Source organism: Acinetobacter sp. MYb10 (assembly GCF_002980175.2).
Classification (GTDB): domain Bacteria; phylum Pseudomonadota; class Gammaproteobacteria; order Pseudomonadales; family Moraxellaceae; genus Acinetobacter; species Acinetobacter guillouiae.
Map to the genome: position 1 here is coordinate 2,803,385 of NZ_CP058272.1, position 26,828 is coordinate 2,830,212.

Here is a 26,828-nt window from a genome sequence, read left to right on the forward strand (position 1 = left end):
TTGTGCTTCTCATAAGGACAAGACTTAATCGCGATAAAGTATTTTTCTGGAGATACGGTTTTATCAAGCTGAAATAAAAACCAATACTTTATAAAGATTGGTTGAGTTGTAGCTTCAGCTTTTTTCCACAGGCAATAATGGTTTTTCGATCGGCATCAATTGCGCCATAAGCAATCGCCATTACACGCATTTGCAGGGTAATATCATAATGCGGATAAGAGGCAGAGCGATGAAATAAACGGGCATCGATTTCCAACATTTGCGCAAAGTGATGTAATTCCTCCAGTGTATCTGCCATCAAATGACACCATTCTTGGCCTTTAAACGGAACTTTAGCACGATCAACATACACACTCATAACAAGATTCATTTTCCCTATTTCGGATTGATTATCCCATGAAATTCATCCATGATTGAATACAAATTCAAGGTATAGCAAAGCGTCATTTGATGACAAAATATAATGAAAATTTATCCAGCTACACCAATCCATCTCAAGCAACTCAATCAGCTTGCCTGCACCACATATCGCCAACATTTTGCTGATCTTTGGTCAGAACAAGGCCTACAAAACTTTCTCAATCAAAATTTTAGTTTAGAAAATTTGTCCGAATCTCTGCGAGATCCTGATCAAGTTTGGCTATTGCTTGAAAATGAACAAGCGCAAATTATTGGATATGCCAAGTTAAGTATCAACCAATATGAACCACATTTAGATATTACTGGTGCAGAATTACAGAAAATTTACTTGCTTAAAGAAGCGGTTGGGAAAAATTTTGCATCTTCACTTATGCAAAATGCGATTGATATTGCACGTGAACATCAACAAACTTCTGTATTTTTGGAAGTATTGAAAACCAATACCCGTGCAAAAAAATTCTATAAAAATTTTGCTTTTACAGAGAAATTAAGCATCGACTTTAAAACCGATTTATATGATATTGGTATGAATTTAATGCAACTCGAATTAACCTCAAGATAATGAAAAAATATCTGATTAGTGCATGTCTTGTGGGTGAAAATGTTCGCTACGATGCCAAGAACTGCCTACAACACAAGCTTAAACAACTGCTAGACAAGCAACAAGCCGTAGTGATTTGTCCTGAAGTTTCAGGCGGCTTAAGTACACCTCGGCAACCTGCTGAAATCGTAGGTGGTGATGGTTATCAAGTTTTAAAAGGGCAAGCCAAAGTAAAAGACGCCAATGGTGATGATGTTTCGGCTGAATTTATTTTGGGTGCAGAAAAAACCCTAAAACTCGCCCAATACCATCAAGTTACACATATTATTTTAAAAGCCAACAGTCCTTCTTGTGGTTCACAGATGATTTATGATGGATCATTTTCAGGGCATAAAATATCAGGCAAAGGGGTTACCGTAGCCCTACTCGAACAACATGGCTTTAGCGTACTCACTGAGGATGAGTTTTTAAAACAGTTAGCGTATGAATAAGCACTATAAATAAAAAGAGAGCCAAAGCTCTCTAAATGAAAGGTAAATTTTAAAATAGTATTATTGTTTATTTTCAGCCATTTTATCTGCTTTCGCTGCCCAATACGTGGCTAAAACAGGCCCTGAAATATTATGCCATAAACTAAAAATAGCACTTGGCACTGCGGTTATTGGAGATGCTGCAAAATGTATTGCCGCTAAGGTCACACCTAAACCAGAATTTTGCATCCCCACTTCAATCGCAACAGCTTTAGAGTCAGGATAAGATAGGTTGAATACACGACTTGCCCAATAGCCTAATAAAAAGCCTAAACCATTATGTAAAATCACCACACCCAAAATCAGCAAGCCCGATTGCAAAATTGAAGCCTTACTGGCTGCAATAATTGCTGCCACGATCACCACAATGGCAATCACAGAGATCAAAGGCATCACTTGAATATATTGCTCAGTCTTTTGTTTAAATAAGCTTCTTAAAATCACGCCCAAAATAATTGGAAAAATTACCACTTTAAGAATGTCGATAAACATTGAACCCGCATCAATCGGAATCCACTGGCTGGCTAACACATAGAATATTGCAGGTGTCAAAATAGGCGCTAAAAACGTTGAAACAGATGTACATGTGACGGATAAAGCAGTATTTCCTTTGGCCATATAGGTGATGACATTGGATGCTGTCCCTCCGGGGCAACAGCCGACAAGGATTACTCCTACCGCAATTTCGGGTGGTAAATTAAAAACTTTACAAAGAAAGAATGCCACACTGGGCATCACCACAAAATGTGCAACGACACCGATCACAACCGCTTTGGGATTTGACAAGACATTCTTAAATTCGTCCACGGTCATGGTCATACCCATTCCCAGCATGATAATCCCTAAAACCCATGGAATATATGCTTTCATCCAGACAAATGCTGCTGGAAAACATAAGGCAATAAAGGCAAACACCACAACCCATAGGGCAAAAGTTTTTTGTACAAACTGACTAAAACGTAAAATTGCTGACATTGTCCTTACCCAAGCAGATTGAGGATTTCGGCTTATCTTAAAACAAGATGTTCTAAAGCAGTAATATTTCTCAAATGATGCAAGTCTTTATGCTTATGCTGCGTTGAAAATCTCTTTTGAGATCACGCGTTTTACACCGACAGCCAGCATTTCCTGCCATGCGTGTTGTAAAGAACCATGTAAATCAATTGCTTTGGTCGCGTCCGAAATAACAAAGGCTTTAAAACCTAACTTAGCGGCATCCATGGCCGTCCATGCGACGCAGAAGTCTGTTGCAATCCCGACGATATACACCGTATCTATACCACGCTCTTTAAGATAGCCCGTCAAGCCTGTAGTGGTTTTATGATCAGCTTCCATAAAGGCTGAATAGCTGTCAATTTGAGAACGAAAGCCTTTACGAATAATCAGTTGTGCGGTTGGTATGTTTAGATCAGGATGGAATTCAGCATCTTGCGTCCCTTGTACGCAGTGTGATGGCCACAATACTTGCGGGCCGTAATCTAAGCTGATCAGGTCATAAGCTTTACGGTTGGGATGATTCTCAACAAATGAAATATGGTTTTCAGGGTGCCAATCTTGAGTCAATACAATATTGTCAAAATGTAGTGCCAATTGATTGATGGTTGGAATAATTTGCTCAGCATGGGCAACTTCTAAATTTCCCCCCGAAGTGAAACCATTTTGTACATCAACAACGATCAAGGCGCTACGCTCAGATTGCAACATTTCCCTACCCTTATATTGGCCAAATGACTATTATTTTAATCGTAAAAATTTAAATACTCGATGACTCAACATACAATAAAAAAGCCTACATTTGCGAGCATCTTATCAAAATCAATCGTGAAATCATCTAGAACGGTTCGCTAGATTCTAAACAGCGAGACTCAGCCGCCCAATAGAAAATTGTTTTCTAGCGAGGATAGATTTTACCCTGCATTTGGATTAAAACTGCATGCCGGTCATGTTTGATAAAAAAATGAAAATTAAAAAAATTGCTTGGAAATGTGAGTGATTTGTTGCTTTTGTTAAAGAATTTCCAAGCTTTGACTAAAGCATATTGTTCTGACACGCTGAATCAGTCATAATTTGCATAAGCATTAGGCAATCTTTAAGATGATTGTTTCACGCTCAAATCAAAATACTGCAACCATCCCAATCCTTGTTTACTCAAACGCATGTGGATGGAAAAATAGGATATTTTTTTAAAATGACTCAGCAAGCACAGACCATTCAAGGCTCAATTGTCGCAATCGTCACCCCTATGTTTGAAGATGGCAGCGTAGATTGGAAGGGTCTCGAGAAGCTCGTTGAGTGGCACATAGAACAAGGCACTAATAGTATTGTTGCTGTCGGTACAACTGGCGAAGCATCTACTCTTAGCATGGCAGAACACACAGAAGTAATTAAAGAAATTATCCGTGTTGCCAATAAACGTATTCCAATTATTGCCGGTACTGGTGCAAACTCGACACACGAAGCGATTGAACTCACCAAAGAAGCCAAACAACTCGGCGCAGATGCCGCACTTTTAGTTACCCCTTATTATAACAAACCAACGCAAGAAGGTTTATTCCAACACTATAAGGCAGTTGCTGAAGCTGTTGATTTACCTATCATTCTTTACAACGTACCTGGTCGTACTGGTGTAGATCTGCACAACGACACCGCGATTCGTTTAGCAGATATTCCTCAAATCGTAGGAATTAAAGATGCGACTGGCGATGTTCCTCGTGGTAAAGAGCTGATTGATGGTTTAAAAGGCAAAAACATGGTGGTGTATTCAGGTGATGATGCGACTGCGAGTGAATTGATTCAGTTAGGCGCCCACGGCAATATTTCAGTAACAGCAAATATTGCACCAAAAATCATGAGCGAACTTTGTGCCGCTGCAATTGCAGGTGATGCTGCAACAGCAAAAAGCAAAGATGACCAAGTTGCAAAATTAAACAATATTCTATTTTGCGAATCGAACCCAATTCCAGTGAAATGGGCACTTCATGAAATGGAATTAATTGGTACTGGCATTCGCTTACCATTAACTCCCCTAGCAGAACAATACCGTGCACCACTGCGTGAAGAACTCAAAGCAGTGGGTCTCATTTAATAAGAGCTTAGTATTATGCAATTACGTTTAGGTTTAACTCTTGCCATTTCAGCTTTAAGCTTGGCGGGTTGTAGTTCCCTTGGAATCAGTAATGGTTCTTTAGATTATAAAAACACGACCACTGTAGAGCCACTTAGCTACCCTGAAGGTTCAACAGTTAGACCTGCAACGCCAATGTATCCAGCTCCTATTGTTGACCCTCTTGCACTTCAGCATGCACCAAAATTTGAAAATAAACGAGGCAACCGTTACGAGGTTCCTCGTCCAGATGTTGCTCAAATCAGTGCACCTGCTGATGAAGTTTCTGCATCAACTGAAAGTGTTGGTCGTCCTCAAATTTTAACTGATGGAAATGGCAATCCACTGATCAAAATTGATGGAAATTCTGCTACAATTTGGCAGTACGCACTTGCGACCCTCAGTAGCTTAAATCATAAGGTTATCGGCCAAAGCAAAAATGCCAATGAGGCAACTGTAAAAATCGATAATTCAACTTATGTATTGAAACTTAATTCTGTAGGTTCAAGTAACACACTTGCTGTGTTTAACGCCGATAATAGCTTTGCAGACAAAGAAAAAGCTGCAGAACTATTAACCCAGATTTACCAAAACTGGCCAGCCTAGTCGTTCTAGGCAATTTTTTTTTGCAAAAGGTTCCCCCATGTTAAAACAAACCTTGCTCTATACTGGTAAAGCGAAATCTGTTTATGAAACAGATAGCGCGGATCATCTAATTCTAGTTTTCCGTGACGATGCTTCTGCATTTAATGGCGAAAAAATAGAGCAACTAGACCGTAAAGGTAAGGTGAACAACCGTTTTAATGCCTTTATCATGGAAAAACTGGCTGCAGCTGGTATTGAAACACACTTCGAAAAACTTCTTTCTCCAACTGAAGTTTTAGTGAAAAAATTGCAAATGATCCCTGTTGAATGTGTAATGCGTAATTATGCTGCAGGTTCATTATGCCGTCGTTTGGGTGTTGAAGAAGGTTTAGAGCTTGTTCCACCAACATTTGAATTGTTCTTCAAAGATGACGCTTTAGGCGATCCTATGGTGAACGAGTCTCAAGCAATTGCATTGGGTTGGGCAAATGCTGAACAATTGGCGCAAATGAAAGAATTGACTCAAAAAGTCAATGTTGTGCTGAAAGATTTATTCGCTCAAGGCAACATGCTTCTTGTTGATTTTAAACTTGAATTTGGCGTGTTCCATGACCGTATCGTTTTGGGTGACGAATTCTCTCCAGACGGTTGCCGTCTATGGGATAAAGACACCAAGAAAAAACTCGACAAAGACCGTTTCCGTCAAGGTTTAGGTGGTGTTGTTGAAGCTTATGAAGAAGTGGCTACTCGCATTGGTGTAGATCTTTCAGATATCTAATTTTAGATACTGATTCTTCAGAAACCGAGCTTTTTAGCTCGGTTTGTTATTTTAAGATGCTGATTTTTCTAATAGGTAATCATATAAATTTTCACCAGCTTTTTTCTGAAAGCGGTTTTCAAATAAAGGCACTAAAAACTCAGGATTAATTTGTGGGAAACTAATGTCCTCAAAATCTTCATCGGATGAGTCTGCATATTGAATAATGACAATAATTTCTTCACCCTGTTGGTTTTTTAATTTTCCTTGTGTTCTTAAATCTTGTAATGCTTGAATAATGGTCTTTTGATAGTGCGCTTGCAATTCGCTATATTGCTCATCTGTATAATCCTCTCCCAAGTCCTGATACAAAGCCGTGATTGCATCGTGAACACGATTATTGGCAGTACTTGAACAACTCCATTCTGAAATCCACCATGCTTCATAGACGTCTTCAAAGGTTTTTAATTGTTCTAATGTGCATCCTACATAAAAGAAACCACAGAAATCTTCAACCATTCCCAAACCAATAGCACATAAATGCTGATCTTGTGTAAGCTGCTGAATCTCAGCGAAAGCATCTTGAATGTCTTGGTAAATCACTGAATATAAATGGTCTTTGTTCATCATCATGTTCTTATCATTCACAATTTCAATGCAGAGTTTACTATCAAAGCATAAATTCTGTATATAAACCATTCGCCTATGTTGGCATTTAGCATTCGTAAAAAATTCAGCAATCGATGGCTTAAAAATACTGTAAATTATTTTTGAAAAAGCGTTGCGATGAAACTTTAAACATTAAAACTTGACCTTACAATTATGGTAAGGTTTATCTTAAGTTTAAGTCTTCTTAGAGCAGGGTGAGATATGGAATTTTATATTGAAAATATGACCTGTGGTGGTTGTGCACGTGGTGTAACCAAAGCAATTCAATCTGTAGATGAAAATGCTAAGGTGATTGCCGATCCACCAAGTCACAGTGTTAAAGTTGAAACAACAGCAACACAGCAACAAGTGGTTGATGCTTTATCAGAAGCGGGCTTTCCTCCACGCTAAGCTGATTGGATAAGGTGAAAAGGGCTATCAATTTAAGGTAGCCCTTTTGCATTAAAGCAAATATAAACTGATCAAACTGGGCTCTGTCATGGGATTTATTCGTCTGTATAGCATTGATCAAACCCAGCTTTTGCTGATGTAAATTGTTGATCATCACTATATTTCATCAACTTAATTCAATATCATCGCCTCATCACTGAGCCAATCAAAATCATACGCTTTATCAATAATTTCAAAAGATTGTGTATCAAACTTCCCATAAAACATCGCATGATAAAATCTAGATTTCTAAACTGAGAACACTTTAAATAACCATACACTTTGCAGATTTTATTCTATTTATATTTTTAAAAGTTGTTTTCTAAATAATCTCAAGCTCACTATGATCACAACAAACCGTTACAAAAAGAGCTACAAAATAGAGTTATGCGTACATTATCAAAACGATATTCATTAAGCCTGACCGCCAGCTTAGTTTTTACATTTCTGTATCCACATGCATACGCTGCGGAACAGATTCCAGCCACCCAAGAAGTTAAAAAACTTGATACCATTGTTGTCACAGGTACACGTTCGCTAAAACGTTCTAAAACAGATTCCTTACAACCGATTGATGTGATTAGTGCAGCGGAATTGACAGAACGTACAGGTTCAAGTGAGTTAGGTACGGCGCTGGCTAAAATTATCCCCTCGATTAACTTTCCTCGTCCAACCGTTGTCGATGGAACAGAACTCGTTCGCCCAGTGCAACTAAAAGGGCTTTCTCCTGATCAAGTTTTGGTTTTAGTGAATGGCAAACGTCGCCATACAGGGGCATTTATTAACCTTGGGGGCACCATTGGACGCGGTTCAGCACCGACCGATTTAAATGCCATTCCGATTTCTGCCATCAGCCGTATTGAAGTACTTAGAGAAGGTGCGTCTGCTCGCTATGGTTCAGATGCAATTGCTGGTGTCGTCAACATTATCTTAAAGTCTGATCCTAAAACAGGTGATGCAGGTATTCGCTACGGTATTTATGGCAAAGGTGATGGTGAACAAAAACAATCCTATGTTTCGGGCGGTACTCAACTGGGCAATTATGGTTATGCCATTTTTTCTGGTGAATGGCAGGACAATGAAGCAACCAATCGCGCAGGTTTAGACCTTCGTGATCCAAACGCCACTACATACGGACAAAGAACTTTTCGTTTTGGTGATCCAAAATCAGATGAAGTAAAAGCTTCTGTTAATGCTGGTTTTGACCTTAGTGATACTGTTGAATTATATGGTTTTTCAACCTATAGCCATCGTAATGCAGAAACTGCTGGGTTCTATCGTTTGAGTAATGCCTCGAACAATGTACCTGCATTATTTCCAAATGGTTATTTACCGCTGATTCGCGGTCAATTAGATGACTTTAGTGCCGTTGCAGGCTTACGTGGGGAAGTCGCAGATTGGCGCTATGATGTTTCAGCCAATTATGGCTTAAACCAATATGATGTAAATACAAAAACCATCAATGTCGATCTATACAAAGATACAGGTTCAACACCAAATTCATTCCATAATGGACAGTTAAAGAATACTCAAGCTGTTTATAATATTGATCTGTCAAAAGAATTTGAGATCTCTGCTTTTGCAAGTCCATTAAATGTCGCGTTTGGTGCTCAGTATTTAAATCAACAATATCAAATCAAAGCAGGCAATCCTGCCTCTTATTATAAAAGTGGTTCTTCAGGTTTATCAGGCTTTCGTCAAGCAGATGCCGGGAAATGGACACGTGACAGTTATGCTGGATATCTTGATTTAGAAACAGATATTACCCAAAAACTTTCAGCATCTACAGCCTATCGTTATGAGAAATATGATGACTTTGGGGACACCAATAATGCATCTCTTTCATTACGTTATAAACTTTTACCTCAAGTTGCGGTACGTGGCTCAGTTTCTACAGGCTTTCGCGCACCGAGTCTGGCACAACAATATTTCACCCAAACTTCTTCGCAATTGGTCAATGGACAGTTTGTTGAGGCTGGAACATTTCCAAGTTCTTCACAAGTTGCACAATTGCTCGGCGCAGAAGACTTAAAAGCTGAAAAATCAAAGAACTATAGCCTTGGCTTGGTATTTACCCCGACTAAAAACCTATATGTGACTTTGGATGCCTACCAAATTGATATTGATGACCGCATTAGCTTATCTTCAAATATCAATGCCAGCAGCCCCGCTGTTCGCGCTTATTTAGTATCTAAAGGGATTACCGATACCAATTTCAGCACGGTTCGTTTCTTTAATAATGCCAGTAATACCCGCACTCGTGGTGTAGATTTAGTTGCCAATTACCAATGGCAAAACCTGCCTTATGGCGAGTTAACCACATCTTTGGCTTATAATTTTAATCGCAATAAAGTCACCGATGTCGATAAAAACCCTGAGATTTTAAATGCCTTGGGTGTCAACCTCACCCGTTTGGATCGTCGTGAACAATATGGTTTATTGGCCGGAAGCACACCTGAACATAAATTCAGTTTAGCCAATGATTATAAAATTGGAAATTTTGGTATCAATACCAATATCACACGTTATGGAAGCTTCGAAACTTACAGTAACTCAGGTGCTGCCAGTGATCAGAAATTTTCTGCAAAATGGCTGTTGGATTTAGCACTGACATACCAATTAAACAATTGGAAATTTACTGTTGGGGGAGACAACATTACCAATGTTTATCCTGATAAAGATGTTTATGACATCAACAAACCTACTGGTGGAAGTTTGCAATACAGCCAGTTCTCACCGTTTGGCTTTAATGGTGCGTTCTATTACGGCAAAATTAATTATAAGTGGTAGAGGTTAAAGTTAACCAAGGGCTTCAAACCGAGTTGAATGACTCGGTTTTTTTATGTGTATCGTTATTGGGTATATCCTCAACCTGTTTAGAAACACATACACTAGAATATAATTTTTCTTCATTCATAATTTTAATTAAATCAATTTGCGTAGACGCTACCTAACTTTTCAGAGATGAACAGAGACTAGTTACAAAATTTCCTGTTGGATCAGCGAGTATCGGTAAGCTTTGGATTGCTGATGAACTTTTTTTAAGAAACTTATATACTCAAAACAAACGATATTCAGATTTAATCCAACATGATAAAAACAATTTATGCTGTCATTTTATTCTTGATCATTTTAAATCCTGCACAGGCGGAAGAGTTAAGCTGTCAGCAAGATTATCCTAAAATTATTGCGTCTGACTTAGATCAATTAGGACAAGATTTAAAGAAAAATGATTATTCATTTATGCAACAAAAAACCCATCCATCTCTGATCAATTATGTTGGTGGTGCAGAAGCTTATCAGCAGCTGCTTCAATACGCTCAAAATCTGCTTGCCAAATCACAGGTAGAAATTGTCAATGTACAATCAAAGCTGCCACTTTATAGCTATATCGTAGATCGTGAAGAAATTTGCTTTGTACCCAAAACCATCACCATGAAAGTTGCGGGTCAAATTCAAGCAGCATCACCCTCATTTATGGTCGCCATTCGTCCACTACAATCACATCAATGGACCTATCTGGACGGTGAAGGACTAAAGAATAATCCTCAGATGCTGTTTACACTTTTTCCAAATTTCCCCAAAGATGTGGAACTTCCATTTCAAACAGATGCCATAAAATAAGCTATTGGATGATGACTTTTATAGGGGCTGAAAAGATTTGATAGAAGTTTTGTGCATCGATCTGATATTTATAACCAGCCAAAACATATGCGGTGCCCTTTTCAGAGAAACTCAACTGACCATTTTTAATCTCATGTTTTGCAGAACCTGATAAAACGACAAAATTACTGAGTTGCTGATTGAGCTTCACGCCATCTTGCTGAACCAATTGCGCATTGAGTAATACCGGCTGTTCAACTTTTACTTTGACATTTTTGGGTGCTTGAATATCAACGATGTATTTCGCATAAAGTTGTGCAGAATTGGTGGTTATTCCGTAGGTCCCTGCAATATATAATTTTTTAAATGTTTCATCATTCAATGCCCAAGGCCAAAAACTGATTCCACGGTGCTTGGTCGTTTCTAAAAGATTGATCAAATCAGCACGATAAGCAGGGTTATACGTTGAATTATATTTCTGAACATCGGCATTGATTTGTTTGGCGGCAATTAAAGTATTGCGACTATTGGGCATGCTTCCAACCAATAACCCTCGGGGTATCTCAGACAATTGTGACTGTGCACGCGCAACTTGATCTGCATTAAATGAGGTCGTGACGACTTGATTTTCAACTTGGTACTTTTTAATTTCATCCTGCATTTTTGCAACCAATGCTGGATTGGCACTTTTCATTTCGATCATCAATACAAAGTTTGGATTGTGCTTAAATGTAGTGAAATATTCTGCAAGGGTCGGTATTGGATAAGCTTTGTTTTTAGATTTTAATTGCTGAACCTGCGCAAGGCTCATTTCTTCAATTTTACCTGTTGAACGCGTAGTGCGATCCACTGTTGCATCATGCATCACCACAAGATGCTGGTCTTTGGTTAAATAAATATCGTTTTCAACAATATCTGCACCCAAAGCAACTGCATGTTTTGCACTTTCTAAGGTATTTTCATCTTCTAAACTAGGTACACCACGATGCCCAATAATAAAGGGTTTACGCAATAAAGTGTTTTTTGGAAATTGTTTTAAGACACTGGCAAATAGCGTACTTTGCGTTGTAATAATCCCATTCACACCTGAAGTCAAAATACTGGCAACATCCTGCGGATCATATGCTGGTGTATCAACCCATACTGTCATTAAATGACGCTGAATAAAGCTGACACTCGATTTGTTGGCAAGGCGATGCGGAAGAACCACGATGCGTGCATAGGCCTGATTAGTACGACGCATAATTTCAGAAAAACCAACATGACTCTCCTTTAAATTTTCGTGACTTAAATCTAATGCTGTTCGAAGCGTAGGTACAATTTGATGCGCAGACTTGAGTAAATCATCACTTTTGGACAATACAGTAATATCGCTCATATCGTGAGATTTAGAGAGTAATTTTAAGGCTTCAATGCTTTTGGGATCTTTGATTTCTAAAACAGGAATGGTATTGCGCTGTGGATTGGATAAATATTGTTGTAATGTTTCAACCACCTGCCCTGTCTGATCAAGCAAGTTTAAATTGGCATCTAATTGATAATATAACTGATTGGTGGAATTTAATGGACTGCTGGTAGTTTTAACTTTTTGAATCAGCGTCGGTGCCAAACCAACATTAGTTTGAATTTCTTGCACTTGAGTGACTTTATTGGCTAAGTCTGGCAACGCACTGGTTTGTTCAGAGACTTGAATATTTTTAACTTTTAAGACTAGGCCTGTTGCTGAAAGCCCGATGCCACCTTTGGCAGATCCTTGGTCAAGTTCTACATCTTGCATCAACTGATGATTTAAATAATGCTGTACGCGTTGTCCAGAGACCACAATGCTGGCTTTATACCATTGATTTGCTTTGATGTTCTCCGAAAACGCTTTCGTTTCAGAGACCTCCCACTGCCCGTTACTTTTATGCCGACCAAACTCCGTACCATTTTTTGCAGTGGTGTCTGTTCTGAGGGTAAATTGATAATAACTGCTTGGAATCACCCCCTGAGTTTCTGTGACATCATAAATCACACTGCCCCAACGCGAGTTATTGACAGCTTGGTCTAAAGTAAATTCGAGATCAATGCGATAATTTTGCTGTTTTTCAAGATTTTGCGGTAATAAAATTGAGGTCGGACTGGCTGAATTTGCTCGACCATCAATATGAAGCATCCCATTCTCAACATAGACATTGCCCGCATTGTTGCCAGGAATACGCCAGCCTTGAGGAATTGTTTTTTGCTGAACAAAACTTTGTTGATAAAGTGTTTTAAGCTGCTGCGAAGCAAGTTTAGGCTGATTTTGGGTCGAAATTTTACTTGCAAGCTCAGCATGGCTCAACATCGGCAAAGAAATTAAAACAGCAAAAGATAAAACGGATAATTTCATAAAATTTCTAAACCATTTAGAAGCACTTTGATCAAGCGTATTTCTAAAATGATGTCAGCCTAATTTAAATTTTGCCGATATTTTAAACCTTTATATAAAATAGAACATCTATTTAAAAGATGCCTAAGCAAATAAACTTCACAACTACTGTTGCTGCTGTTCTTGTTGCCAACGACGTTGCTGTAAACGCTCACCTTCAACTTCACGCTTATTACGAGCAGACTCATATAATTTTGTGCCTTTCAATTCAGGTGGTAAATATTCCTGTAGCACAAAGTTTTCAGGGTAGTTATGAGGATAAAGATAATCCACACCATAGCCTTGTTGTTTCATAAGCTTGGTCGGTGCATTACGTAAATGGAGTGGCACAGGTAGGTTGGACGTTTTTTCTGCAAGTTCTAAGGCTTTATTGATCGCCAAATAAGTGCTGTTACTCTTTGCACTGGTTGCCAGATAAACTGCGCATTGGCCTAAAATAATTCGACACTCAGGCATGCCTATCGCTTGAACCGAGCGGAAACATTCGCCCGCTAAAAGCAAGGCATTTGGATTTGAGTTACCAATATCTTCTGAAGCAGCGATCAACATACGACGAGCGATAAAAACCGGATCTTCACCGCCTTTAAGCATACGTGCCATCCAATACAACGTTGCATCAGGATCACTACCTCGAATAGATTTAATAAACGCAGACACAAGATCATAATGCTGCTCACCTGATTTGTCATAGCGTGCAATATTCTGTTGCGCAACTTTGACCACGATCGCATTGGTCACAATATTTTCAATATCGGACTCAAAGGTACTGGCAATTAGATCGATTAAATTAAGTGCCTTACGTGCATCACCCGCAGCAAATTGAACCAATGCATCAAATTCTTCAATCTGGATATGGCGGTCTTTTAAAAATTTATCTTGTTGAATCGCGCGTAAAATGAGTTCTTGAATCGCCTCATTACTTAATCCATTTAAGGTATACACCTGACAACGAGACAGCAAAGCACTGTTGACTTCAAATGAAGGGTTTTCAGTGGTCGCACCGATCAGGGTAATTTTGCCTTTTTCAACCGCATTCAATAAGGCATCTTGTTGCGACTTATTAAAACGATGAATTTCATCAATAAACACCACCGGTGTTAATAAATCACCGCTGTCAGCAATCACCTCACGGAGCTCTTTTACCCCTGTATTTAAGGCAGATAAGCTAATAAATGTACGATCGACTGCTTGAGCCAATAACAATGCGATGGTGGTTTTTCCAACACCAGGCGGCCCCCAAAAAATAATCGAGGGTAAATGCCCTTGATCAATCATTTGACGGAGTGGTGCTGCGACACCGAGTAAATGATCTTGCCCAATAATTTCAGACAAATCACGTGGACGTAAACGTTCTGGAAGCGGAATTTGAGTGTCTGACATACTGCTTTTTTAATTGATGAATGCTGTCCTTAGTCTACTATGGAAAATCATCAATATTGCACTTTCAGCTTTAAAATAATCGATTCTGCAAAACATCCATTAATGAGGCCTGAAATACTTGACCATGACTAAGATGTGGATAAAGCATTAATTTGCCATCTACGCCTTTAGTGGCCAAATCTAAAACCAATTGACGGTTATTTTGAATCATGTCCCGATCTGCATTTGGGCTGATTGGTCCAGTTGTAGACTGAATAATGTCACCTTCCATCACCCATAATTTTTTATTTTTTAATTGCTCAGGTGGGGCTTTTTCAACGGCTTTGAGTAATCGAGAATCTGCCCATGTGAGAGATGGACTGGCTGAAAAATAGTGTGAAAACTTATTATCTATGCTTTGACTATTTAAAAGGGTATCTAAAACAAATAAACCACCATAAGAATGTCCCCATAATGCGGTACGTTGCTTATCCAGTTTTACTTGCGTATTGACCCACGGCATAATTTTTTCAAACAGCACCTGTCTAAATTGTGCACTTCCGCCTGCCATACGTTCAGGATTGCGTGGGTCAGCCGCCACTTTTCCAGATTCATCAGCAGGTGTGTAGTCTACAGACCGTGAAGCGGACTCAAACGGTAACTGGGTTTGATAGCCTATAGCCACCAACACGGGGCTGTCTTGTTCGGATAGTTTTTTTAACAGTGACTCATCTAAACGCGCCATAGCAGAGTTGCCATCTAACATGTAAACAGCAGGTAAGATCTTATTTTTATTAATATGTTTAGGAATACCGACCCAAACTTTATAATGCCGTTGTTGATCTACGGATTGAAAATTTTTTACTTGAAATTGATAATAACTGGAGCCTTGCTCCGCAATATTTGGCCCTAAAGCTTGCAAATCTGGTTTTGCATAAACATTGCAGTGAATACCGAAACTCAGGCTGATTGCACATAAACAGAATGCACTTTTTTTGAATAACCAAGATAAAGCAAACATTTTAAAACACATCAAACTGAAGAGTTTGCCTATCATATTACTATTCGATAATGATTATCAATTCATAATTGATTCAAATGATTTACCGCACCCATCTTACAATGTATTCATCAATTTCTTCTTCATTGACTTCTGTTTCGGAGATACAACGCCCAGCAGCAGATTTTCTAGCCTTAATCACATTGCTTCTTGAGCCTGTGATCAGATAGTGCCATGCCGGTAAATTTTTACCTTCATTCACCCGACGATAAGCACAACTTGAAGGCAACCAATGAATATTGGCTAATTTTTCAGGGCTTAATTGAATACAGTCAGGTACATAATCTAAACGATTAGGATAGTCAGAACACTGCGCGGTAGTACAATCGAGGAGTTTACAAGACACTTTGGTATAGGCTATTTCATGTGTGTCATCATCTTCTAATTTTACCAAACAGCACAGCCCACAACCATCGCACAACGCTTCCCACTCGGTCGGATTTAACTCAGACAGTGTATAATTCTTCCAAAACTGGGGGCGGATCTCAAAGGTCATGGCATAACATTAAAGTCATTTAAGGCGAAATAATTATATCAGTATATAAGCAGAAATTAGAAAATTTAAAACAGAACAAACCTTTACATATTGCTTTATTAATCACACTTTTTAAACACAACTTCACAAGTCCCTCAGATTTTTCTGCCTATACTGAAAAGACATAACAAAAAATATGGAGATGAATCTTATGTTTCGTTGGGCAATTATTTTCGCTGTGATCGCCTTAATCGCAAGTTTATTTGGTTTTGGTGGTGTTGCGGGAATGTCTAAAGACTTCGCAGTCATTCTTCTCGTTGTCGCGGTAATCCTCGCGATTGTTGGTTTTATTTCGAGAGGAAAAGTTTAGCTTTTCCTGATCAATTTTCATAAAAGAGAAGAACCTTGGTTCTTCTCTTTTTCATTTGAAAACGACCTTTTTCATTCATAAATTTTCACATTTCTATTGTAAATATTCGAAATTTAGTCATTTGAATCTTATATATTTATGCTTTAATCAATCTCATTCTCGCCGATACACAAGGATTAACAGATGACTCTTGCAATCAAAACTCGTGAAATTCAATATCAAGCAAAAGATGGAACAACTTTAATCGGTTATTTTGCTGCGCCTGAATCCGCACAACCAGTTGCAGGTGTGATTGTTGGTCCAGAATGGTGGGGCCGAAATGAGTATTCTGAACAACGTGCTCGAGAGTTGGCACAACATGGTTTTGCTGCGCTGGCAATTGATATGTATGGCGATAAAAAAACCACGGCTGTTGCGACTCAAGCCCATGAGTGGATGATGCAAACCTTCCAACATGAGCAGACCATTGTTGAGCGTTCAGCTGCGGCTTTGGCTGCTTTAGCAGCACAACCAGAAGTCGATGCAACGCGTTTAGCTGCGATTGGATTCTGTTATGGTGGTAAAGTGATATTAGATTTGGCACGCTCAGGTGCTGACTTAAAAGCTGCGATTACTTTCCATGCAAATTTATCTGCGCAAAAAGCAGCGGAAGCAGAAAAATTTAAAGCGCAAGTTTTAGTGCTACATGGTGAAAAAGACAGCATGGTGTCTTTGGCAGATGTCGAATCGTTTAAACAAGAAATGCAGCATGCTCAGGTAAAATCTGAAGTGATCATCCTGAAAGATGCTAAACATGGCTTTAGTAACCCACAAGCAGATGAAAAAGCAAAAGCCAATGGCGTAGATCTAGGTTATAACGCCGAAGCAGAAAAAGCCGGATTAGCAGCAATGTACGATTTATTAGATCGCACCTTGGCTTAACCTACTCTGGCTTAATTAAAATATGTTCTACGTTGATTAAGACAACAAAACGAGGGATTAGAAATGACTGAAAAAGTATGTCCTTATTGTGACTTTGAAGAATTTGATATCATTGATAAAAATGAATTTGGTGCAATTTTGCCTGAACACAACCCTTTGTCTAAAGGTCATTCAGTGATTATTCCTTTGCGCCATATTGCTTCTTTTTTTGAGGTTTCAGAGAAAGAACGTAAAAGCCTTTCCTCTTTATTGGAACTGGCACGTAACGAGCTTAAGATCCGCCATCAACCTGAAGGTTTCCATATCGCCTTTAATGATGGTCATGTGTTTGGTGAAGATCAAAGTGAACATTTCCATATTCACATTATCCCACGTTATAAAAACGAACCGCTTAAACTCGATAAGCGTTGGGGTATCATCAACGAAAACTGAGTTGTGGCTACAACGCATTTGAAAAGACGCCTTGGCGTCTTTTTTTATGCAGATTGCTGCTCAAGTTTAAGATAATTTTCCGCAATAAATTTATCTTGGTTATACTGAGCATCCAATTTTTACGCTAGATTGTTATGTCGCAATTTTCATTTTCAGATGCGCTATTGACTTGGTTTGATCAACACGGGCGCCATGATTTACCGTGGCAAGTGGCTGATGATCCATACAAAGTTTGGGTGTCTGAGATTATGTTGCAACAAACACAAGTCAAAACTGTACTGCAATATTTTGATAAATTTATCCAACGCTTTCCGACTGTCGATGATTTGGGTAAAGCCTCATGGGATGATGTTGCCCCCTATTGGGCAGGATTAGGCTACTACGCCCGTGCACGCAATTTGCATAAAGCAGCAGGCGTGGTCAGCCAGCAAGGGCATTTCCCACAAAGCTTAGAACAATGGGTGGAACTTTCAGGTATTGGTCGCTCTACTGGTGGCGCACTGATGTCGCTTGGCTTACGCCAATATGGCGTCATTATGGATGGCAATGTAAAACGTGTTTTGGCCCGTTTCTTTGCCATTGAAGATGACCTGAGTAAACCCATCCATGAACGAGCCATGTGGCAACTGGCGGAAAGTTTATGCCCAACTGAACGCAACCATGACTATACCCAAGCAATTATGGATTTGGGTGCAACCATTTGCACGCCCAAAAAGCCACTCTGCTTATACTGCCCTATGCAACAACATTGCCAAGCCCATCAACAAGGGCTAGAAACTGAACTGCCTTATAAGAAAGCTAAAAAGCCTGTTCCCGTTAGAACAGCCACAGTGTTATTAATTGAGTCAGATCAACAATGGTTATGGGAGCAGCGTCCTAACAGTGGTTTATGGGGAGGCTTATGGAGTTTACCGATTTTTGAAAATGAGCTCGCGTTTCAACAGCTTTGTCAAAGTCTAAAACTTATTTCAACTGTTGAACCTGTCCAAATCTCGCATAGCTTTACCCATTTCACATGGATTTTAAATGCGCATATTGTTCGAGTTGAATCAGACCAAAAAGAATATCTTCAGGCTGAACTTGGGGGCGAATGGTTAACACCACAAAAAGCTACACAAATGGGTATCCCTACAGCCATGAAAAAATTGATCTCAGCAGTAAAAATATGACATAGTCAGACACGGGTATTCTAAGCATATTTCAATTTTAATTTGCCCTTTTGAAACTTGAAAAAAAGGATTTCTCGTGTCACGTAGCATCCAATATTGCTTGATGGCCTTGCTTGCCATTATTTTAACTGCATGTACTACTGCACCTAAAAAGCCAAGCTCATCTAAGCCACAGCTTCCACAAGCTCAAATTAACCGCCTAAAAGCAATGTCAATGCCAACCCGATTGGCAATTCCTGTAGATGGAGTAAAACCACAAAACCTCACAGATACTTGGGGTGCATCTCGCAGTGCTGGGCGAGCACATGAAGGAATTGACATCATGGCTTCACGTGGAACCAAAGTTTATAGTAGTACTGAAGGTGTGATTGCCAGCTTAAAGAGCAATAATCTGGGGGGTAAAGTGATTTGGCTCATCGGACCAGGTGGTGTTTATCACTATTATGCTCATCTAAACGATCACAAACGTGGTCTACAAGAAGGCGATTACGTTAAAAAAGGTCAGTTAATCGGCTATGTGGGCAATACTGGAAATGCACGACATACTGCACCGCATTTGCACTATGGACTATACTTAAGAGGTAAAGGCCAAGGTGCAGTCAACCCCTACCCTTATTTACGTTAATTTTAGATTGAATCAATTTAGGAATATTCCATGTCAGAAGCATTGCTTGAGCGTTTAGTTGAATTTGCAGAATCAGGCAATCAACAAAAAATTGCCCTCAATGGACAAAATCATCAAGGCTGGATTATGGAAATCACCGATGAAGCATTAATGATCAGTACTGGCTTTGCAGACAAAGCGGGTAAAGATATTTGGGTAAATTTTAAAGATTTACAACATGCGCAACTTTCCTATTGGGACAACAAACAAGATCAATGGGTCGAATTTAAACTTTAGACAATTAAAACTTAAATCAATCAGAACAATGGTAGATCTTTTATGGCAAATAAACGCTGTGGTTGGTGTTCAGATGATCCTATTTATATTGAATATCATGATCAAGAGTGGGGTAAATCCAATCGAGATGAACAGCATTTATTTGAAATGCTTTGCCTAGAGGGGCAACAAGCAGGTTTATCTTGGATTACTGTTTTAAAAAAGCGTGAAAGCTACCGCGCCCAATTTTTTAACCACCCGATTCAAACCATCGCCAATTTTACTGAACAAGAGCTTGCACTAAAATGTCAGGATGCTGGGCTGATTCGCCATATCGGGAAATTAACGGCAATTCGTGACAATGCCATTGCATGGCAAAACATGAAAGCTCAAGACATCGATATGGTGAACTGGTTATGGGATTTCGTCGACCAGCAAGTACAACTCAATGATGTCCCTGATTATAAATTAGCACCGGCACAAACCGAAACCAGTCAAAAGCTTTCCAAAGCGTTAAAAAAGAATGGTTTTAAATTTGTTGGTCCAACCACTTGCTATGCCTTTATGCAAGCAGTGGGTATGGTCAATGACCATGAAAATGATTGTATATCCCGCTAAAAGTTTAACTGAGCAAACAGGAAGGATTCACATGTCAAATAATACGTTTCATGCTTATGCTGCCTTAGAGGCAGGTGCAGCACTTGTGCCCTATCAATTTGATGCAGGTGAATTACAGCCTCATCAGGTCGAAGTCAAAGTTGAATATTGCGGTTTATGCCATTCCGATGTTTCAGTGATTAACAATGAATGGGGAAATTCAGTTTTCCCAGTGGTTGGCGGTCATGAAATTATCGGTATCATCACTCAGCTGGGTTCAGAAGCGAAAGGATTAAAAGTCGGTCAACGTGTCGGTATCGGTTGGACTGCGGAAAGTTGTCAGCACTGTGATCCATGTGTTAGTGGTCAACAAGTGCTTTGCACAGGGGGTTCAGTTGCAACTATCGTTGGTCATGCAGGCGGATTTGCAGATAAGGTCCGTGCAGGTTGGCAGTGGATTATTCCTTTTCCTGAAGATTTAAACCCTGAAAGTGCTGGCCCTTTATTGTGTGGTGGTATCACTGTTTTTGACCCAATCTTAAAACATCAAATTCAAGCAGTTCACCATGTTGGTGTCATTGGGATTGGTGGCTTAGGTCATATGGCCATTAAAATACTCAAAGCGTGGGGTTGTGAGATCACTGCCTTTACATCGAGTTTGGATAAAACAGATGAACTTAAAGCGATGGGTGCAGACCATGTGGTCAATAGTCGCGATGCCAATGCTTTAAAAGCACAACGTGGCAAATTTGATTTATTGCTCTGTACGGTAAATGTGAGTTTGGACTGGAAAGCATATCTCAATACACTGGCGCCAAATGGCACAATTCATATGCTAGGTTTAGTCCTCGAACCGATGCCGATTCCAGCGGGTGCACTGATTGGCGGTGCAAAATCAGTGACTGGTTCACCAACAGGCTCCCCTTTTGCATTGCGTCAATTATTACAATTTGCCGCACGCAAAAACATTGCACCACAAATTGAAGTTTATCCAATGTCAAAAATTAATGAGGCTTTGGAGCGACTTCACTCTGGAAAAGCCCGTTATCGTATCGTATTAAAAGCGGATTTCTAATTTAAGTCTGACCATCCATCACGGTTTATCAAGAACCGTGAATGGAATAAGGCTGTCGGGCTATGCATTTGCTCACAAATCAGTTTAAGCCACACTCTTGGCTGACAATTCACCTCTTACCCAATCTGCCAATAACATAATTGCATCCTGAATTTCCTGAGACAATTCATGCCCTGCATTTAAACGAATACAATTGTTATAACGGTGATCCTCACCAAAAATAATCCCTGGTACAATATTGATACTGTATTGCTGTGCATAATAATACAACGCCAAGCTATCAATCTGCTCTGGGAACTGTAACCACAAGGCATAACTTCCTTGCGGTTGATTTAAACGGATCTCTACCCCATAAAAAGCATGTTGAATAAACTGTAGATATTGCGCAACTTGAGCCATCAACTTAGGGCGTAATTCACTCAAATGCTGACGATAGGCTCGGCTATAAATCAAATCGGCAAGCCCCAACTGCAATGGTGTATTGACCGAAACATTTTGTAAAATCAACTTGGCATGTAAGTGCTGTAAACGTTGTGGCAAACAGAACCAACCAACTCGATAAGAGGTCGACAACGACTTGGAAACCGATCCGCAATAAACCACATAGCCCTGTTGATCCCAATATTTAATCGGTAAAGGGCGTTTGGCATTAAAGCTACATTCAGCATAAATATCATCTTCAATCACGTAACACTGATACTTCGCTGCCAGCTGTGCGATTTTTTCTTTCTCGGCATTAGTCAAACAGAAGCCTAAAGGGTTTTGAAAGTTGGCGGTTAATAAACAGACTTTTGCGCCTGAGTTTTGCATCTCTTGTTCTAAACGCTCCAGATCAAAACCTTCGGTATTGGCAGGGATTTCAATAATTTTTCGTTTGAGCAACGCCAATAATTGCAACTGACCATTATAGTTTGGCGTGGGTACAATCACACTGTCACCGATTTGGCTAAGGCTTTGAATCATCACAGACAATGCCGGCATACAACCATTGCTGATATAAATATCTTCTTTGGCAATATAAAAACCATCTTCAGCCCAATGTGCTGACAATGCCTCTCTTAACTGAAGGTGCCCTTGGCGGTCATTATATAAAAAGTCTTCTGGCTTACTGTGCTTTAAAGCACGTTGTATTGAACGGCGTAAGGCCTCTACAGGAACTAAATTAGGCGATAACTGAATCGAACCTAAATGGATCAGTTTATTATTGATTGCTGCTTCATGAATTTGAATTTGTAAGTCTAGATTTGAAACCTCACGCGCTCTCGACTTAAAATCAGGATGGTCAGGTACAGCAATCTGTGGGGCTTTTTGCTGCGATTGAACAAAATAGCCAGACTTTTCTTTGACGTAAATCAAGCCTTGCGCTTCAAGCAATTCATAACAACTCTTTGCTGTATTGAGACTAATATTTTGCAATGCTGCAAATTTTCGCAAAGAGCTCAGACGTTGCCCAACGGCCAACTCTCCACAATAAATTTTCTGTGCAATTTGTTGTGCTAATGTTTGATATTGAAAAGCCATATCTGTACTCAAATTTTAATATTTGTTGTATCTGTATCTATAAAGTTAACAGATTTATGCTTCATTCACAGCCAATTTTTACAAACAAATTGATTTGAAAGGAGAAAAAAATGAGAACGATCGCTTTAATCAGTATTGTCTTTGGATTAACTGCTTGCCAGCCTCAGCAGGTCAATCAAGCTGCTCAGAAACAACATTTTGTATGTAAATCTTTGATTGAAGGCTTTTTAAAAACACAAAATTTAGCTGAGTATCAGCTTGATCATCTAGAACCCACCTTACACCAGACTGCAGCTGTGCGAAACTACCGCTACCATGCCAGTAGTGATCAACGGATGAAGATTAATATCCCGGTGCAAAAAGACTTGACGTTTAAATGTCTTCAGACAGCAACTGATCATTTTGAAATCCAATTGGTCAATCCACAAAAACCCAGTAGCCAAACTTTACTGAGTCTGGATTTACCACCACAAAAGACTATCGAAACTTTGACAGCTTTTGCGTTAAAAACTCAATAAATAAACGGACACGCTTTGGTAAATGTTCCTGTTGATAATACACTGCATGGATGTGTTGCTCATAAAGCTCTATTTGATCTTCAAATAGAGCAATCAAGCGTCCTTGCTTTATATCTTTTAAAATCTCAAACTCAGACAATCTCGCAATTCCATGCCCGCGTAAACACAGTTGACGGACAGTTTCACCACTGGATGCTTTGATTTTTGGTTTGACAGTAAGCCTTTCTCCATTGACTCGAATCGGCCAAGTATTTAAACGGCTGACTTTGCTAAAGCCAATTTGGGTATGATTTAAAATATCTTGCGGTGTTGCTGGATAACCATGTGTAGCTAAATATTCAGGACTGGCAACGATATATAATCGGCTTTTACACAACAAACGCGCATGTAAGCTCGAATCATTAAGATCACCAAAACGTATTGCAACATCTGTCTTATGTTCTAATAAATCGATGATCTGATCGTTACTGTTTAACTCTATTTCTATCTCAGGATACAACTGAGAAAACTCTTGCATCAACGGTGCAATCACATGTAATACAAAAGGTGTCGCGGAATCCACGCGAATCAGCCCAGATGTATCACTGTCAGATTTTAATAAAGCATCTTCTGCTTCATTGAGGTCATGCACAATTTTTCGGGCTTTTGCTAAAAATAATTGCCCCTCTTGGGTCAACTTAAGTTTACGTGTTGTCCGCTCTAATAAGGTGACATTCAGTTTAGATTCAAGTCGTTGCAAGGCTCGACTTACACCTGAAGTGGTTTGTTCAAGATGCGTTGCTGCTGCAACAATCGAACCACTATCGACAATATTAATAAAAGCCTGTAATTCTTCGAGTGTAGATTTCATTGCTGTCAGCGCTCTGTTTATTGTTGATTTCTAGTCAATAATATTTTGCATATTCCTGTATTTTTCCGCAACAATTAAAGTAGCAAAATACACTCAATCTCAGAAAATAAAGTGAAATCCAGCATGACAAACATCGTTCCTCAATTTGGTGTCGGTACTTTCCGTTTAACAGAACAAGCTGTGATTGACTCGGTCAAAACAGCCTTAGACGTTGGTTATCGTGCTGTAGACACTGCTCAAATCTATGGCAACGAAGCAGAAGTCGGTCAGGCCATTGCAGAAAGCTATATCCATCGTGATGATTTGTTTATCACAACAAAGATATGGACAGATCATTATCAAGCCGACAAACTTATTCCAAGTCTTAAAGACAGCTTACAGAAACTAGGTACTGATGCAGTCAACTTAACCTTGATTCACTGGCCAGCGCCAAGTCTCGGAATTTCTGTTGCAGAAATGATGCATAACCTGTTAGAAGCAAAAAAGCTGGGCTTAACTGAACATATTGGAATTTCAAACTTCAATATCGACTTATCGCAACAAGCCATTGCTGCTGTAGGACTTGAAAATATTGCCACCAACCAAATTGAACTTAGCCCTTATTTGCAAAATGATAAGTTGGTGAATTTTTTACAGTCACAAAATATTGATGTGACCTCTTATATGACTTTGGCGTATGGTAAAGTTTTAAATGACCCAACATTAACTGAAATTGCCAAACAGCATCAGGCTTCTAGCGCTCAAATTGCATTGGCATGGGCATTGCAGAAAGGCTTTGCTGTCATTCCGTCATCGACTAAACGTGAAAACTTAATCTCCAACTTAAAAGCACAAGAGATTCAGTTATCGGCTGAAGAAATGCAATTAATCGCGCAATTGGAACGTAATGGCCGTGAGGTTGATCCTGAAAACTTAGCACCTCAGTGGGATGTTTAATTCACTGCTGGAGTAAAAGTGATTTAAAGCAGCGCAAATCTTGGCTCAGGCTTTGATGAGTAAAGTTGGGTTGCTAGGTTTTTGCTTACTAGGCTTCGAAACAGGCTTTACCGCCTTTTGATCATGACTTAGATTGCTTCGCAAGATTATTTTCTTGCGAAGCTTTATTTTGTCAGTTCATCAAAATAGCGGGTGAAAAGTAAATGACCATCCTAGTGATTGACCAAATGCTGTTACACCCCATCATTTTCAATATGCTGTATATTTGAGATTCCTCATGAAATTAAATTTTCCCTTACTCGCATTAGCGATTGGTGCTTTTGCAATAGGAACAACTGAATTTTCCCCAATGGGCTTTCTTCCCCAAATTGCAGAAAATTTGAATATTTCAATCCCAACCGCAGGTATGCTGATCACCGCTTATGCACTCGGTGTCATGATTGGTGCACCGTTTATGACTTTATGGTTTGGACGGTTCCCACGACGTAAAGCGCTTATTCTGGCCATGATTATTTTTACCATTGGTAATATTCTTGCTGCAATTGCCCCCAATTATTGGAGCTTAATGGCCGCTCGAATCCTGACCAGTCTCAATCACGGGGTATTTTTCGGGATTGGTTCCATTGTTGCAACAAGCGTCGTACCTAAAGACAAACAAGCCAGTGCAGTTGCCACCATGTTTATGGGCCTCACCATTGCAAACATCGGTGGTGTGCCTTTAGCCACATGGGTTGGGCAGAATATTGGCTGGCGTATGTCATTTGCAGCAATCGCCTTACTCGGCGTGATTACTATGCTGTCACTATGGAAAGCCTTGCCTGAAGATAAAGCAAGCCAACGTCCTGATGTCAAAGCAGAATTAAAAGTGCTGACTCGGTTGCCTGTGGTTCTTGCATTGCTCACCACGGTGATGAGTGCAGGTGCAATGTTTACTCTCTATACCTATATTGCGCCTAGCCTACAAAACATCACCCATGCAAGCCCGATGTTTATTACCTTGATGCTGGTACTGATTGGAATTGGTTTTTCAATTGGTAATCACTTAGGTGGGAAATTTGCAGACTTGTCACTGACCAAAACATTGACCAGTTTCTTGCTGTTACTGATGGTGAGCATGTTGCTGTTCCCTATACTGGCTCAAACTCAAATTGGTGCAGCATTGGCACTGATTGTCTGGGGAGCAGCAGCCTTTGCCGTGGTCCCACCTTTACAAATGCGTGTCATGTCTGTTGCTCATGAAGCACCTGGATTGGCATCTTCGGTAAATATCGGGGCATTTAATTTAGGCAATGCTTTAGGTGCAACAGCTGGTGGAGCTGTATTGAGTATGGGCATGAGTTATGCTGCGGTGTCTATTGCAGGTGCGGTACTCACAGCTTTAGGGTTAGTGCTGGTTTTTATTCAAATGAAAATGAATAAAGCACCTGCTCAACAATATAGCCATTCAGCGTAGCGCTTAACAATCGCCACAAAGACTGCAAGTAACCTTTCTTTCTACATCAATACCTTGAGAAAGGTTACTTTCAATAGTTAAATGAGCGGAAAGATCTGCCAAGCATTATTTTTTCGAATATAGCGTTGTTTCGTCAATAAGTGATCTGCTTCAGGATTATTGATC

The 26,828-nt window shown here is 39.6% G+C and carries 29 protein-coding genes; 19 read left to right on the plus strand and 10 right to left on the minus strand.

What is annotated here, in order from left to right:
• Nucleotides 1–88: 88 nt before the first annotated feature.
• Nucleotides 89–358 (minus strand): DUF4031 domain-containing protein, encoded by a 270-nt coding sequence (locus CQZ96_RS13140; protein WP_004718783.1) that lies wholly within the window; start codon nt 356–358, stop codon nt 89–91.
• A gap of 105 nt (nt 359–463) precedes the next feature.
• Between CQZ96_RS13140 and CQZ96_RS13145 the strand changes: the two genes are divergently transcribed.
• Nucleotides 464–982 carry a GNAT family N-acetyltransferase gene (locus CQZ96_RS13145; protein WP_105713922.1) on the plus strand — a complete coding sequence of 173 codons (519 nt, stop codon included), beginning with the start codon at nt 464–466 and terminating at the stop codon, nt 980–982.
• Nucleotides 982–1,452 carry a DUF523 domain-containing protein gene (locus tag CQZ96_RS13150; protein WP_228722722.1) on the plus strand — a complete coding sequence of 157 codons (471 nt, stop codon included), beginning with the start codon at nt 982–984 and terminating at the stop codon, nt 1,450–1,452. The genes CQZ96_RS13145 and CQZ96_RS13150 overlap by 1 nt, the downstream gene beginning before the upstream one ends.
• A 60-nt stretch (nt 1,453–1,512) precedes the next feature.
• On the opposite strand, the gene CQZ96_RS13155 is transcribed toward CQZ96_RS13150, so the two are convergent.
• A complete protein-coding gene (locus tag CQZ96_RS13155; RefSeq protein WP_105713924.1) occupies nt 1,513–2,466 on the minus strand; it encodes a bile acid:sodium symporter family protein in 954 nt (317 codons plus the stop codon).
• A 93-nt stretch (nt 2,467–2,559) separates the two neighbouring features.
• Nucleotides 2,560–3,195: a bifunctional nicotinamidase/pyrazinamidase gene (pncA, locus tag CQZ96_RS13160; RefSeq protein ID WP_105713925.1), complete on the minus strand. Its 636-nt coding sequence runs from the start codon at nt 3,193–3,195 to the stop codon at nt 2,560–2,562.
• A 484-nt stretch (nt 3,196–3,679) separates the two neighbouring features.
• Here pncA and dapA point away from each other — a divergent pair, with 484 nt between their 5' ends.
• Genes dapA through purC form a run of 3 tightly spaced genes read left to right on the plus strand, consistent with a single transcriptional unit; the run spans nt 3,680 to nt 5,957 of the window.
• Nucleotides 3,680–4,576, plus strand: a complete 897-nt coding sequence (gene dapA, locus CQZ96_RS13165; RefSeq protein ID WP_004718795.1) for a 4-hydroxy-tetrahydrodipicolinate synthase — start codon at nt 3,680–3,682, stop codon at nt 4,574–4,576.
• A 15-nt stretch (nt 4,577–4,591) separates the two neighbouring features.
• A complete protein-coding gene (locus CQZ96_RS13170; protein ID WP_004718797.1) occupies nt 4,592–5,200 on the plus strand; it encodes a hypothetical protein in 609 nt (202 codons plus the stop codon).
• A 37-nt stretch (nt 5,201–5,237) separates the two neighbouring features.
• Complete coding sequence (gene purC, locus CQZ96_RS13175) at nt 5,238–5,957, plus strand: phosphoribosylaminoimidazolesuccinocarboxamide synthase (protein WP_004818291.1); 720 nt, start codon at nt 5,238–5,240, stop codon at nt 5,955–5,957.
• 51 nt (nt 5,958–6,008) lie between these two features.
• Here the strand turns inward: purC and CQZ96_RS13180 are convergent, their stop codons facing one another.
• Nucleotides 6,009–6,569, minus strand: coding sequence for a DUF4303 domain-containing protein (locus CQZ96_RS13180; protein ID WP_016539551.1), 561 nt, complete (start codon nt 6,567–6,569; stop codon nt 6,009–6,011).
• Nucleotides 6,570–6,806: 237 nt separating this feature from the next.
• Between CQZ96_RS13180 and CQZ96_RS13185 the strand changes: the two genes are divergently transcribed.
• The 3 genes from CQZ96_RS13185 to CQZ96_RS13195 all read left to right on the plus strand — a co-directional run bounded on the left by CQZ96_RS13185 (nt 6,807) and on the right by CQZ96_RS13195 (nt 10,658).
• Nucleotides 6,807–6,995 carry a heavy-metal-associated domain-containing protein gene (locus CQZ96_RS13185; protein WP_004818287.1) on the plus strand — a complete coding sequence of 63 codons (189 nt, stop codon included), beginning with the start codon at nt 6,807–6,809 and terminating at the stop codon, nt 6,993–6,995.
• Between the two features lie 426 nt (nt 6,996–7,421).
• Nucleotides 7,422–9,824, plus strand: coding sequence for a TonB-dependent receptor plug domain-containing protein (locus CQZ96_RS13190; protein WP_105713926.1), 2,403 nt, complete (start codon nt 7,422–7,424; stop codon nt 9,822–9,824).
• A 300-nt stretch (nt 9,825–10,124) separates the two neighbouring features.
• Entirely contained in the window at nt 10,125–10,658 is a 534-nt protein-coding gene (locus CQZ96_RS13195; RefSeq protein WP_105713927.1) for a hypothetical protein, read from the plus strand.
• Nucleotide 10,659: 1 nt separating this feature from the next.
• On the opposite strand, the gene CQZ96_RS13200 is transcribed toward CQZ96_RS13195, so the two are convergent.
• The 4 genes from CQZ96_RS13200 to CQZ96_RS13215 all read right to left on the minus strand — a co-directional run bounded on the left by CQZ96_RS13200 (nt 10,660) and on the right by CQZ96_RS13215 (nt 15,962).
• The gene (locus CQZ96_RS13200) at nt 10,660–13,008 is read right to left on the minus strand and encodes a glycerophosphodiester phosphodiesterase family protein (protein WP_105713928.1); all 2,349 of its coding nucleotides are present in this window, start codon (nt 13,006–13,008) and stop codon (nt 10,660–10,662) included.
• A gap of 144 nt (nt 13,009–13,152) precedes the next feature.
• Nucleotides 13,153–14,427, minus strand: coding sequence for a replication-associated recombination protein A (locus CQZ96_RS13205; protein ID WP_004718810.1), 1,275 nt, complete (start codon nt 14,425–14,427; stop codon nt 13,153–13,155).
• A 70-nt stretch (nt 14,428–14,497) separates the two neighbouring features.
• Nucleotides 14,498–15,427, minus strand: a complete 930-nt coding sequence (locus CQZ96_RS13210; RefSeq protein WP_171287930.1) for an alpha/beta hydrolase — start codon at nt 15,425–15,427, stop codon at nt 14,498–14,500.
• 82 nt (nt 15,428–15,509) lie between these two features.
• Complete coding sequence (locus CQZ96_RS13215) at nt 15,510–15,962, minus strand: YcgN family cysteine cluster protein (protein WP_004718814.1); 453 nt, start codon at nt 15,960–15,962, stop codon at nt 15,510–15,512.
• A 190-nt stretch (nt 15,963–16,152) separates the two neighbouring features.
• Between CQZ96_RS13215 and CQZ96_RS13220 the strand changes: the two genes are divergently transcribed.
• The 8 genes from CQZ96_RS13220 to ahr all read left to right on the plus strand — a co-directional run bounded on the left by CQZ96_RS13220 (nt 16,153) and on the right by ahr (nt 21,385).
• Nucleotides 16,153–16,311 carry a DUF1328 domain-containing protein gene (locus tag CQZ96_RS13220; RefSeq protein ID WP_004718815.1) on the plus strand — a complete coding sequence of 53 codons (159 nt, stop codon included), beginning with the start codon at nt 16,153–16,155 and terminating at the stop codon, nt 16,309–16,311.
• 183 nt (nt 16,312–16,494) lie between these two features.
• Nucleotides 16,495–17,232, plus strand: coding sequence for a dienelactone hydrolase family protein (locus CQZ96_RS13225; protein WP_105713930.1), 738 nt, complete (start codon nt 16,495–16,497; stop codon nt 17,230–17,232).
• 63 nt (nt 17,233–17,295) lie between these two features.
• A complete protein-coding gene (locus tag CQZ96_RS13230) occupies nt 17,296–17,664 on the plus strand; it encodes an HIT family protein (RefSeq protein ID WP_004718818.1) in 369 nt (122 codons plus the stop codon).
• Between the two features lie 134 nt (nt 17,665–17,798).
• Nucleotides 17,799–18,833, plus strand: coding sequence for an A/G-specific adenine glycosylase (gene mutY, locus CQZ96_RS13235; protein WP_004818258.1), 1,035 nt, complete (start codon nt 17,799–17,801; stop codon nt 18,831–18,833).
• Between the two features lie 76 nt (nt 18,834–18,909).
• Nucleotides 18,910–19,458, plus strand: coding sequence for a M23 family metallopeptidase (locus CQZ96_RS13240; protein ID WP_004718822.1), 549 nt, complete (start codon nt 18,910–18,912; stop codon nt 19,456–19,458).
• Between the two features lie 30 nt (nt 19,459–19,488).
• Nucleotides 19,489–19,734 carry a hypothetical protein gene (locus CQZ96_RS13245; RefSeq protein ID WP_056517037.1) on the plus strand — a complete coding sequence of 82 codons (246 nt, stop codon included), beginning with the start codon at nt 19,489–19,491 and terminating at the stop codon, nt 19,732–19,734.
• A gap of 42 nt (nt 19,735–19,776) precedes the next feature.
• The gene (locus CQZ96_RS13250) at nt 19,777–20,331 is read left to right on the plus strand and encodes a DNA-3-methyladenine glycosylase I (RefSeq protein ID WP_004718824.1); all 555 of its coding nucleotides are present in this window, start codon (nt 19,777–19,779) and stop codon (nt 20,329–20,331) included.
• Nucleotides 20,332–20,362: 31 nt separating this feature from the next.
• Nucleotides 20,363–21,385, plus strand: coding sequence for an NADPH-dependent aldehyde reductase Ahr (gene ahr, locus CQZ96_RS13255; protein ID WP_105713931.1), 1,023 nt, complete (start codon nt 20,363–20,365; stop codon nt 21,383–21,385).
• A gap of 84 nt (nt 21,386–21,469) precedes the next feature.
• Here ahr and CQZ96_RS13260 read toward each other — a convergent pair whose 3' ends face one another.
• A complete protein-coding gene (locus CQZ96_RS13260; protein ID WP_004718828.1) occupies nt 21,470–22,906 on the minus strand; it encodes a PLP-dependent aminotransferase family protein in 1,437 nt (478 codons plus the stop codon).
• Nucleotides 22,907–23,016: 110 nt separating this feature from the next.
• On the opposite strand from CQZ96_RS13260, the gene CQZ96_RS13265 reads away from it, so the two are divergent.
• Nucleotides 23,017–23,424: a hypothetical protein gene (locus tag CQZ96_RS13265; protein WP_004718830.1), complete on the plus strand. Its 408-nt coding sequence runs from the start codon at nt 23,017–23,019 to the stop codon at nt 23,422–23,424.
• Here the strand turns inward: CQZ96_RS13265 and CQZ96_RS13270 are convergent.
• On the minus strand, nt 23,384–24,274 hold the full coding sequence (locus CQZ96_RS13270; protein WP_004718832.1) for a LysR family transcriptional regulator: 891 nt from the start codon (nt 24,272–24,274) through the stop codon (nt 23,384–23,386). The two genes, CQZ96_RS13265 and CQZ96_RS13270, sit on opposite strands and share 41 nt — an antisense overlap.
• A 123-nt stretch (nt 24,275–24,397) precedes the next feature.
• Between CQZ96_RS13270 and dkgB the strand changes: the two genes are divergently transcribed.
• Together dkgB and CQZ96_RS13280 are read left to right on the plus strand one after the other, a co-directional pair.
• On the plus strand, nt 24,398–25,210 hold the full coding sequence (gene dkgB, locus CQZ96_RS13275; RefSeq protein WP_105713932.1) for a 2,5-didehydrogluconate reductase DkgB: 813 nt from the start codon (nt 24,398–24,400) through the stop codon (nt 25,208–25,210).
• A gap of 277 nt (nt 25,211–25,487) precedes the next feature.
• A complete protein-coding gene (locus tag CQZ96_RS13280; RefSeq protein WP_105713933.1) occupies nt 25,488–26,663 on the plus strand; it encodes an MFS transporter in 1,176 nt (391 codons plus the stop codon).
• The last annotated feature ends 165 nt before the right edge of the window (nt 26,664–26,828 follow it).

Excerpts from the sequence above, each read along its gene's own strand:
- CQZ96_RS13170 (WP_004718797.1), top strand. The coding sequence starts at position 4,592 with ATGCAATTACGTTTAGGTTTAACTCTTGCCATTTCAGCTTTAAGCTTG.
- CQZ96_RS13190 (WP_105713926.1), top strand. The coding sequence starts at position 7,422 with ATGCGTACATTATCAAAACGATATTCATTAAGCCTGACCGCCAGCTTA.
- CQZ96_RS13140 (WP_004718783.1), bottom strand. The coding sequence starts at position 358 with ATGAGTGTGTATGTTGATCGTGCTAAAGTTCCGTTTAAAGGCCAAGAA.
- CQZ96_RS13250 (WP_004718824.1), top strand. The coding sequence starts at position 19,777 with ATGGCAAATAAACGCTGTGGTTGGTGTTCAGATGATCCTATTTATATT.
- mutY (WP_004818258.1), top strand. The coding sequence starts at position 17,799 with ATGTCGCAATTTTCATTTTCAGATGCGCTATTGACTTGGTTTGATCAA.
- CQZ96_RS13200 (WP_105713928.1), bottom strand. The coding sequence starts at position 13,008 with ATGAAATTATCCGTTTTATCTTTTGCTGTTTTAATTTCTTTGCCGATG.
- CQZ96_RS13205 (WP_004718810.1), bottom strand. The coding sequence starts at position 14,427 with ATGTCAGACACTCAAATTCCGCTTCCAGAACGTTTACGTCCACGTGAT.
- CQZ96_RS13270 (WP_004718832.1), bottom strand. The coding sequence starts at position 24,274 with ATGAAATCTACACTCGAAGAATTACAGGCTTTTATTAATATTGTCGAT.
- pncA (WP_105713925.1), bottom strand. The coding sequence starts at position 3,195 with ATGTTGCAATCTGAGCGTAGCGCCTTGATCGTTGTTGATGTACAAAAT.
- CQZ96_RS13155 (WP_105713924.1), bottom strand. The coding sequence starts at position 2,466 with ATGTCAGCAATTTTACGTTTTAGTCAGTTTGTACAAAAAACTTTTGCC.
- CQZ96_RS13180 (WP_016539551.1), bottom strand. The coding sequence starts at position 6,569 with ATGATGATGAACAAAGACCATTTATATTCAGTGATTTACCAAGACATT.
- CQZ96_RS13220 (WP_004718815.1), top strand. The coding sequence starts at position 16,153 with ATGTTTCGTTGGGCAATTATTTTCGCTGTGATCGCCTTAATCGCAAGT.
- CQZ96_RS13185 (WP_004818287.1), top strand. The coding sequence starts at position 6,807 with ATGGAATTTTATATTGAAAATATGACCTGTGGTGGTTGTGCACGTGGT.
- CQZ96_RS13245 (WP_056517037.1), top strand. The coding sequence starts at position 19,489 with ATGTCAGAAGCATTGCTTGAGCGTTTAGTTGAATTTGCAGAATCAGGC.
- CQZ96_RS13230 (WP_004718818.1), top strand. The coding sequence starts at position 17,296 with ATGACTGAAAAAGTATGTCCTTATTGTGACTTTGAAGAATTTGATATC.
- CQZ96_RS13145 (WP_105713922.1), top strand. The coding sequence starts at position 464 with ATGAAAATTTATCCAGCTACACCAATCCATCTCAAGCAACTCAATCAG.
- dapA (WP_004718795.1), top strand. The coding sequence starts at position 3,680 with ATGACTCAGCAAGCACAGACCATTCAAGGCTCAATTGTCGCAATCGTC.
- dkgB (WP_105713932.1), top strand. The coding sequence starts at position 24,398 with ATGACAAACATCGTTCCTCAATTTGGTGTCGGTACTTTCCGTTTAACA.
- purC (WP_004818291.1), top strand. The coding sequence starts at position 5,238 with ATGTTAAAACAAACCTTGCTCTATACTGGTAAAGCGAAATCTGTTTAT.
- CQZ96_RS13225 (WP_105713930.1), top strand. The coding sequence starts at position 16,495 with ATGACTCTTGCAATCAAAACTCGTGAAATTCAATATCAAGCAAAAGAT.
- CQZ96_RS13260 (WP_004718828.1), bottom strand. The coding sequence starts at position 22,906 with ATGGCTTTTCAATATCAAACATTAGCACAACAAATTGCACAGAAAATT.
- CQZ96_RS13210 (WP_171287930.1), bottom strand. The coding sequence starts at position 15,427 with ATGTTTGCTTTATCTTGGTTATTCAAAAAAAGTGCATTCTGTTTATGT.
- CQZ96_RS13195 (WP_105713927.1), top strand. The coding sequence starts at position 10,125 with ATGATAAAAACAATTTATGCTGTCATTTTATTCTTGATCATTTTAAAT.
- CQZ96_RS13265 (WP_004718830.1), top strand. The coding sequence starts at position 23,017 with ATGAGAACGATCGCTTTAATCAGTATTGTCTTTGGATTAACTGCTTGC.
- CQZ96_RS13280 (WP_105713933.1), top strand. The coding sequence starts at position 25,488 with ATGAAATTAAATTTTCCCTTACTCGCATTAGCGATTGGTGCTTTTGCA.
- ahr (WP_105713931.1), top strand. The coding sequence starts at position 20,363 with ATGTCAAATAATACGTTTCATGCTTATGCTGCCTTAGAGGCAGGTGCA.
- CQZ96_RS13150 (WP_228722722.1), top strand. The coding sequence starts at position 982 with ATGAAAAAATATCTGATTAGTGCATGTCTTGTGGGTGAAAATGTTCGC.
- CQZ96_RS13215 (WP_004718814.1), bottom strand. The coding sequence starts at position 15,962 with ATGACCTTTGAGATCCGCCCCCAGTTTTGGAAGAATTATACACTGTCT.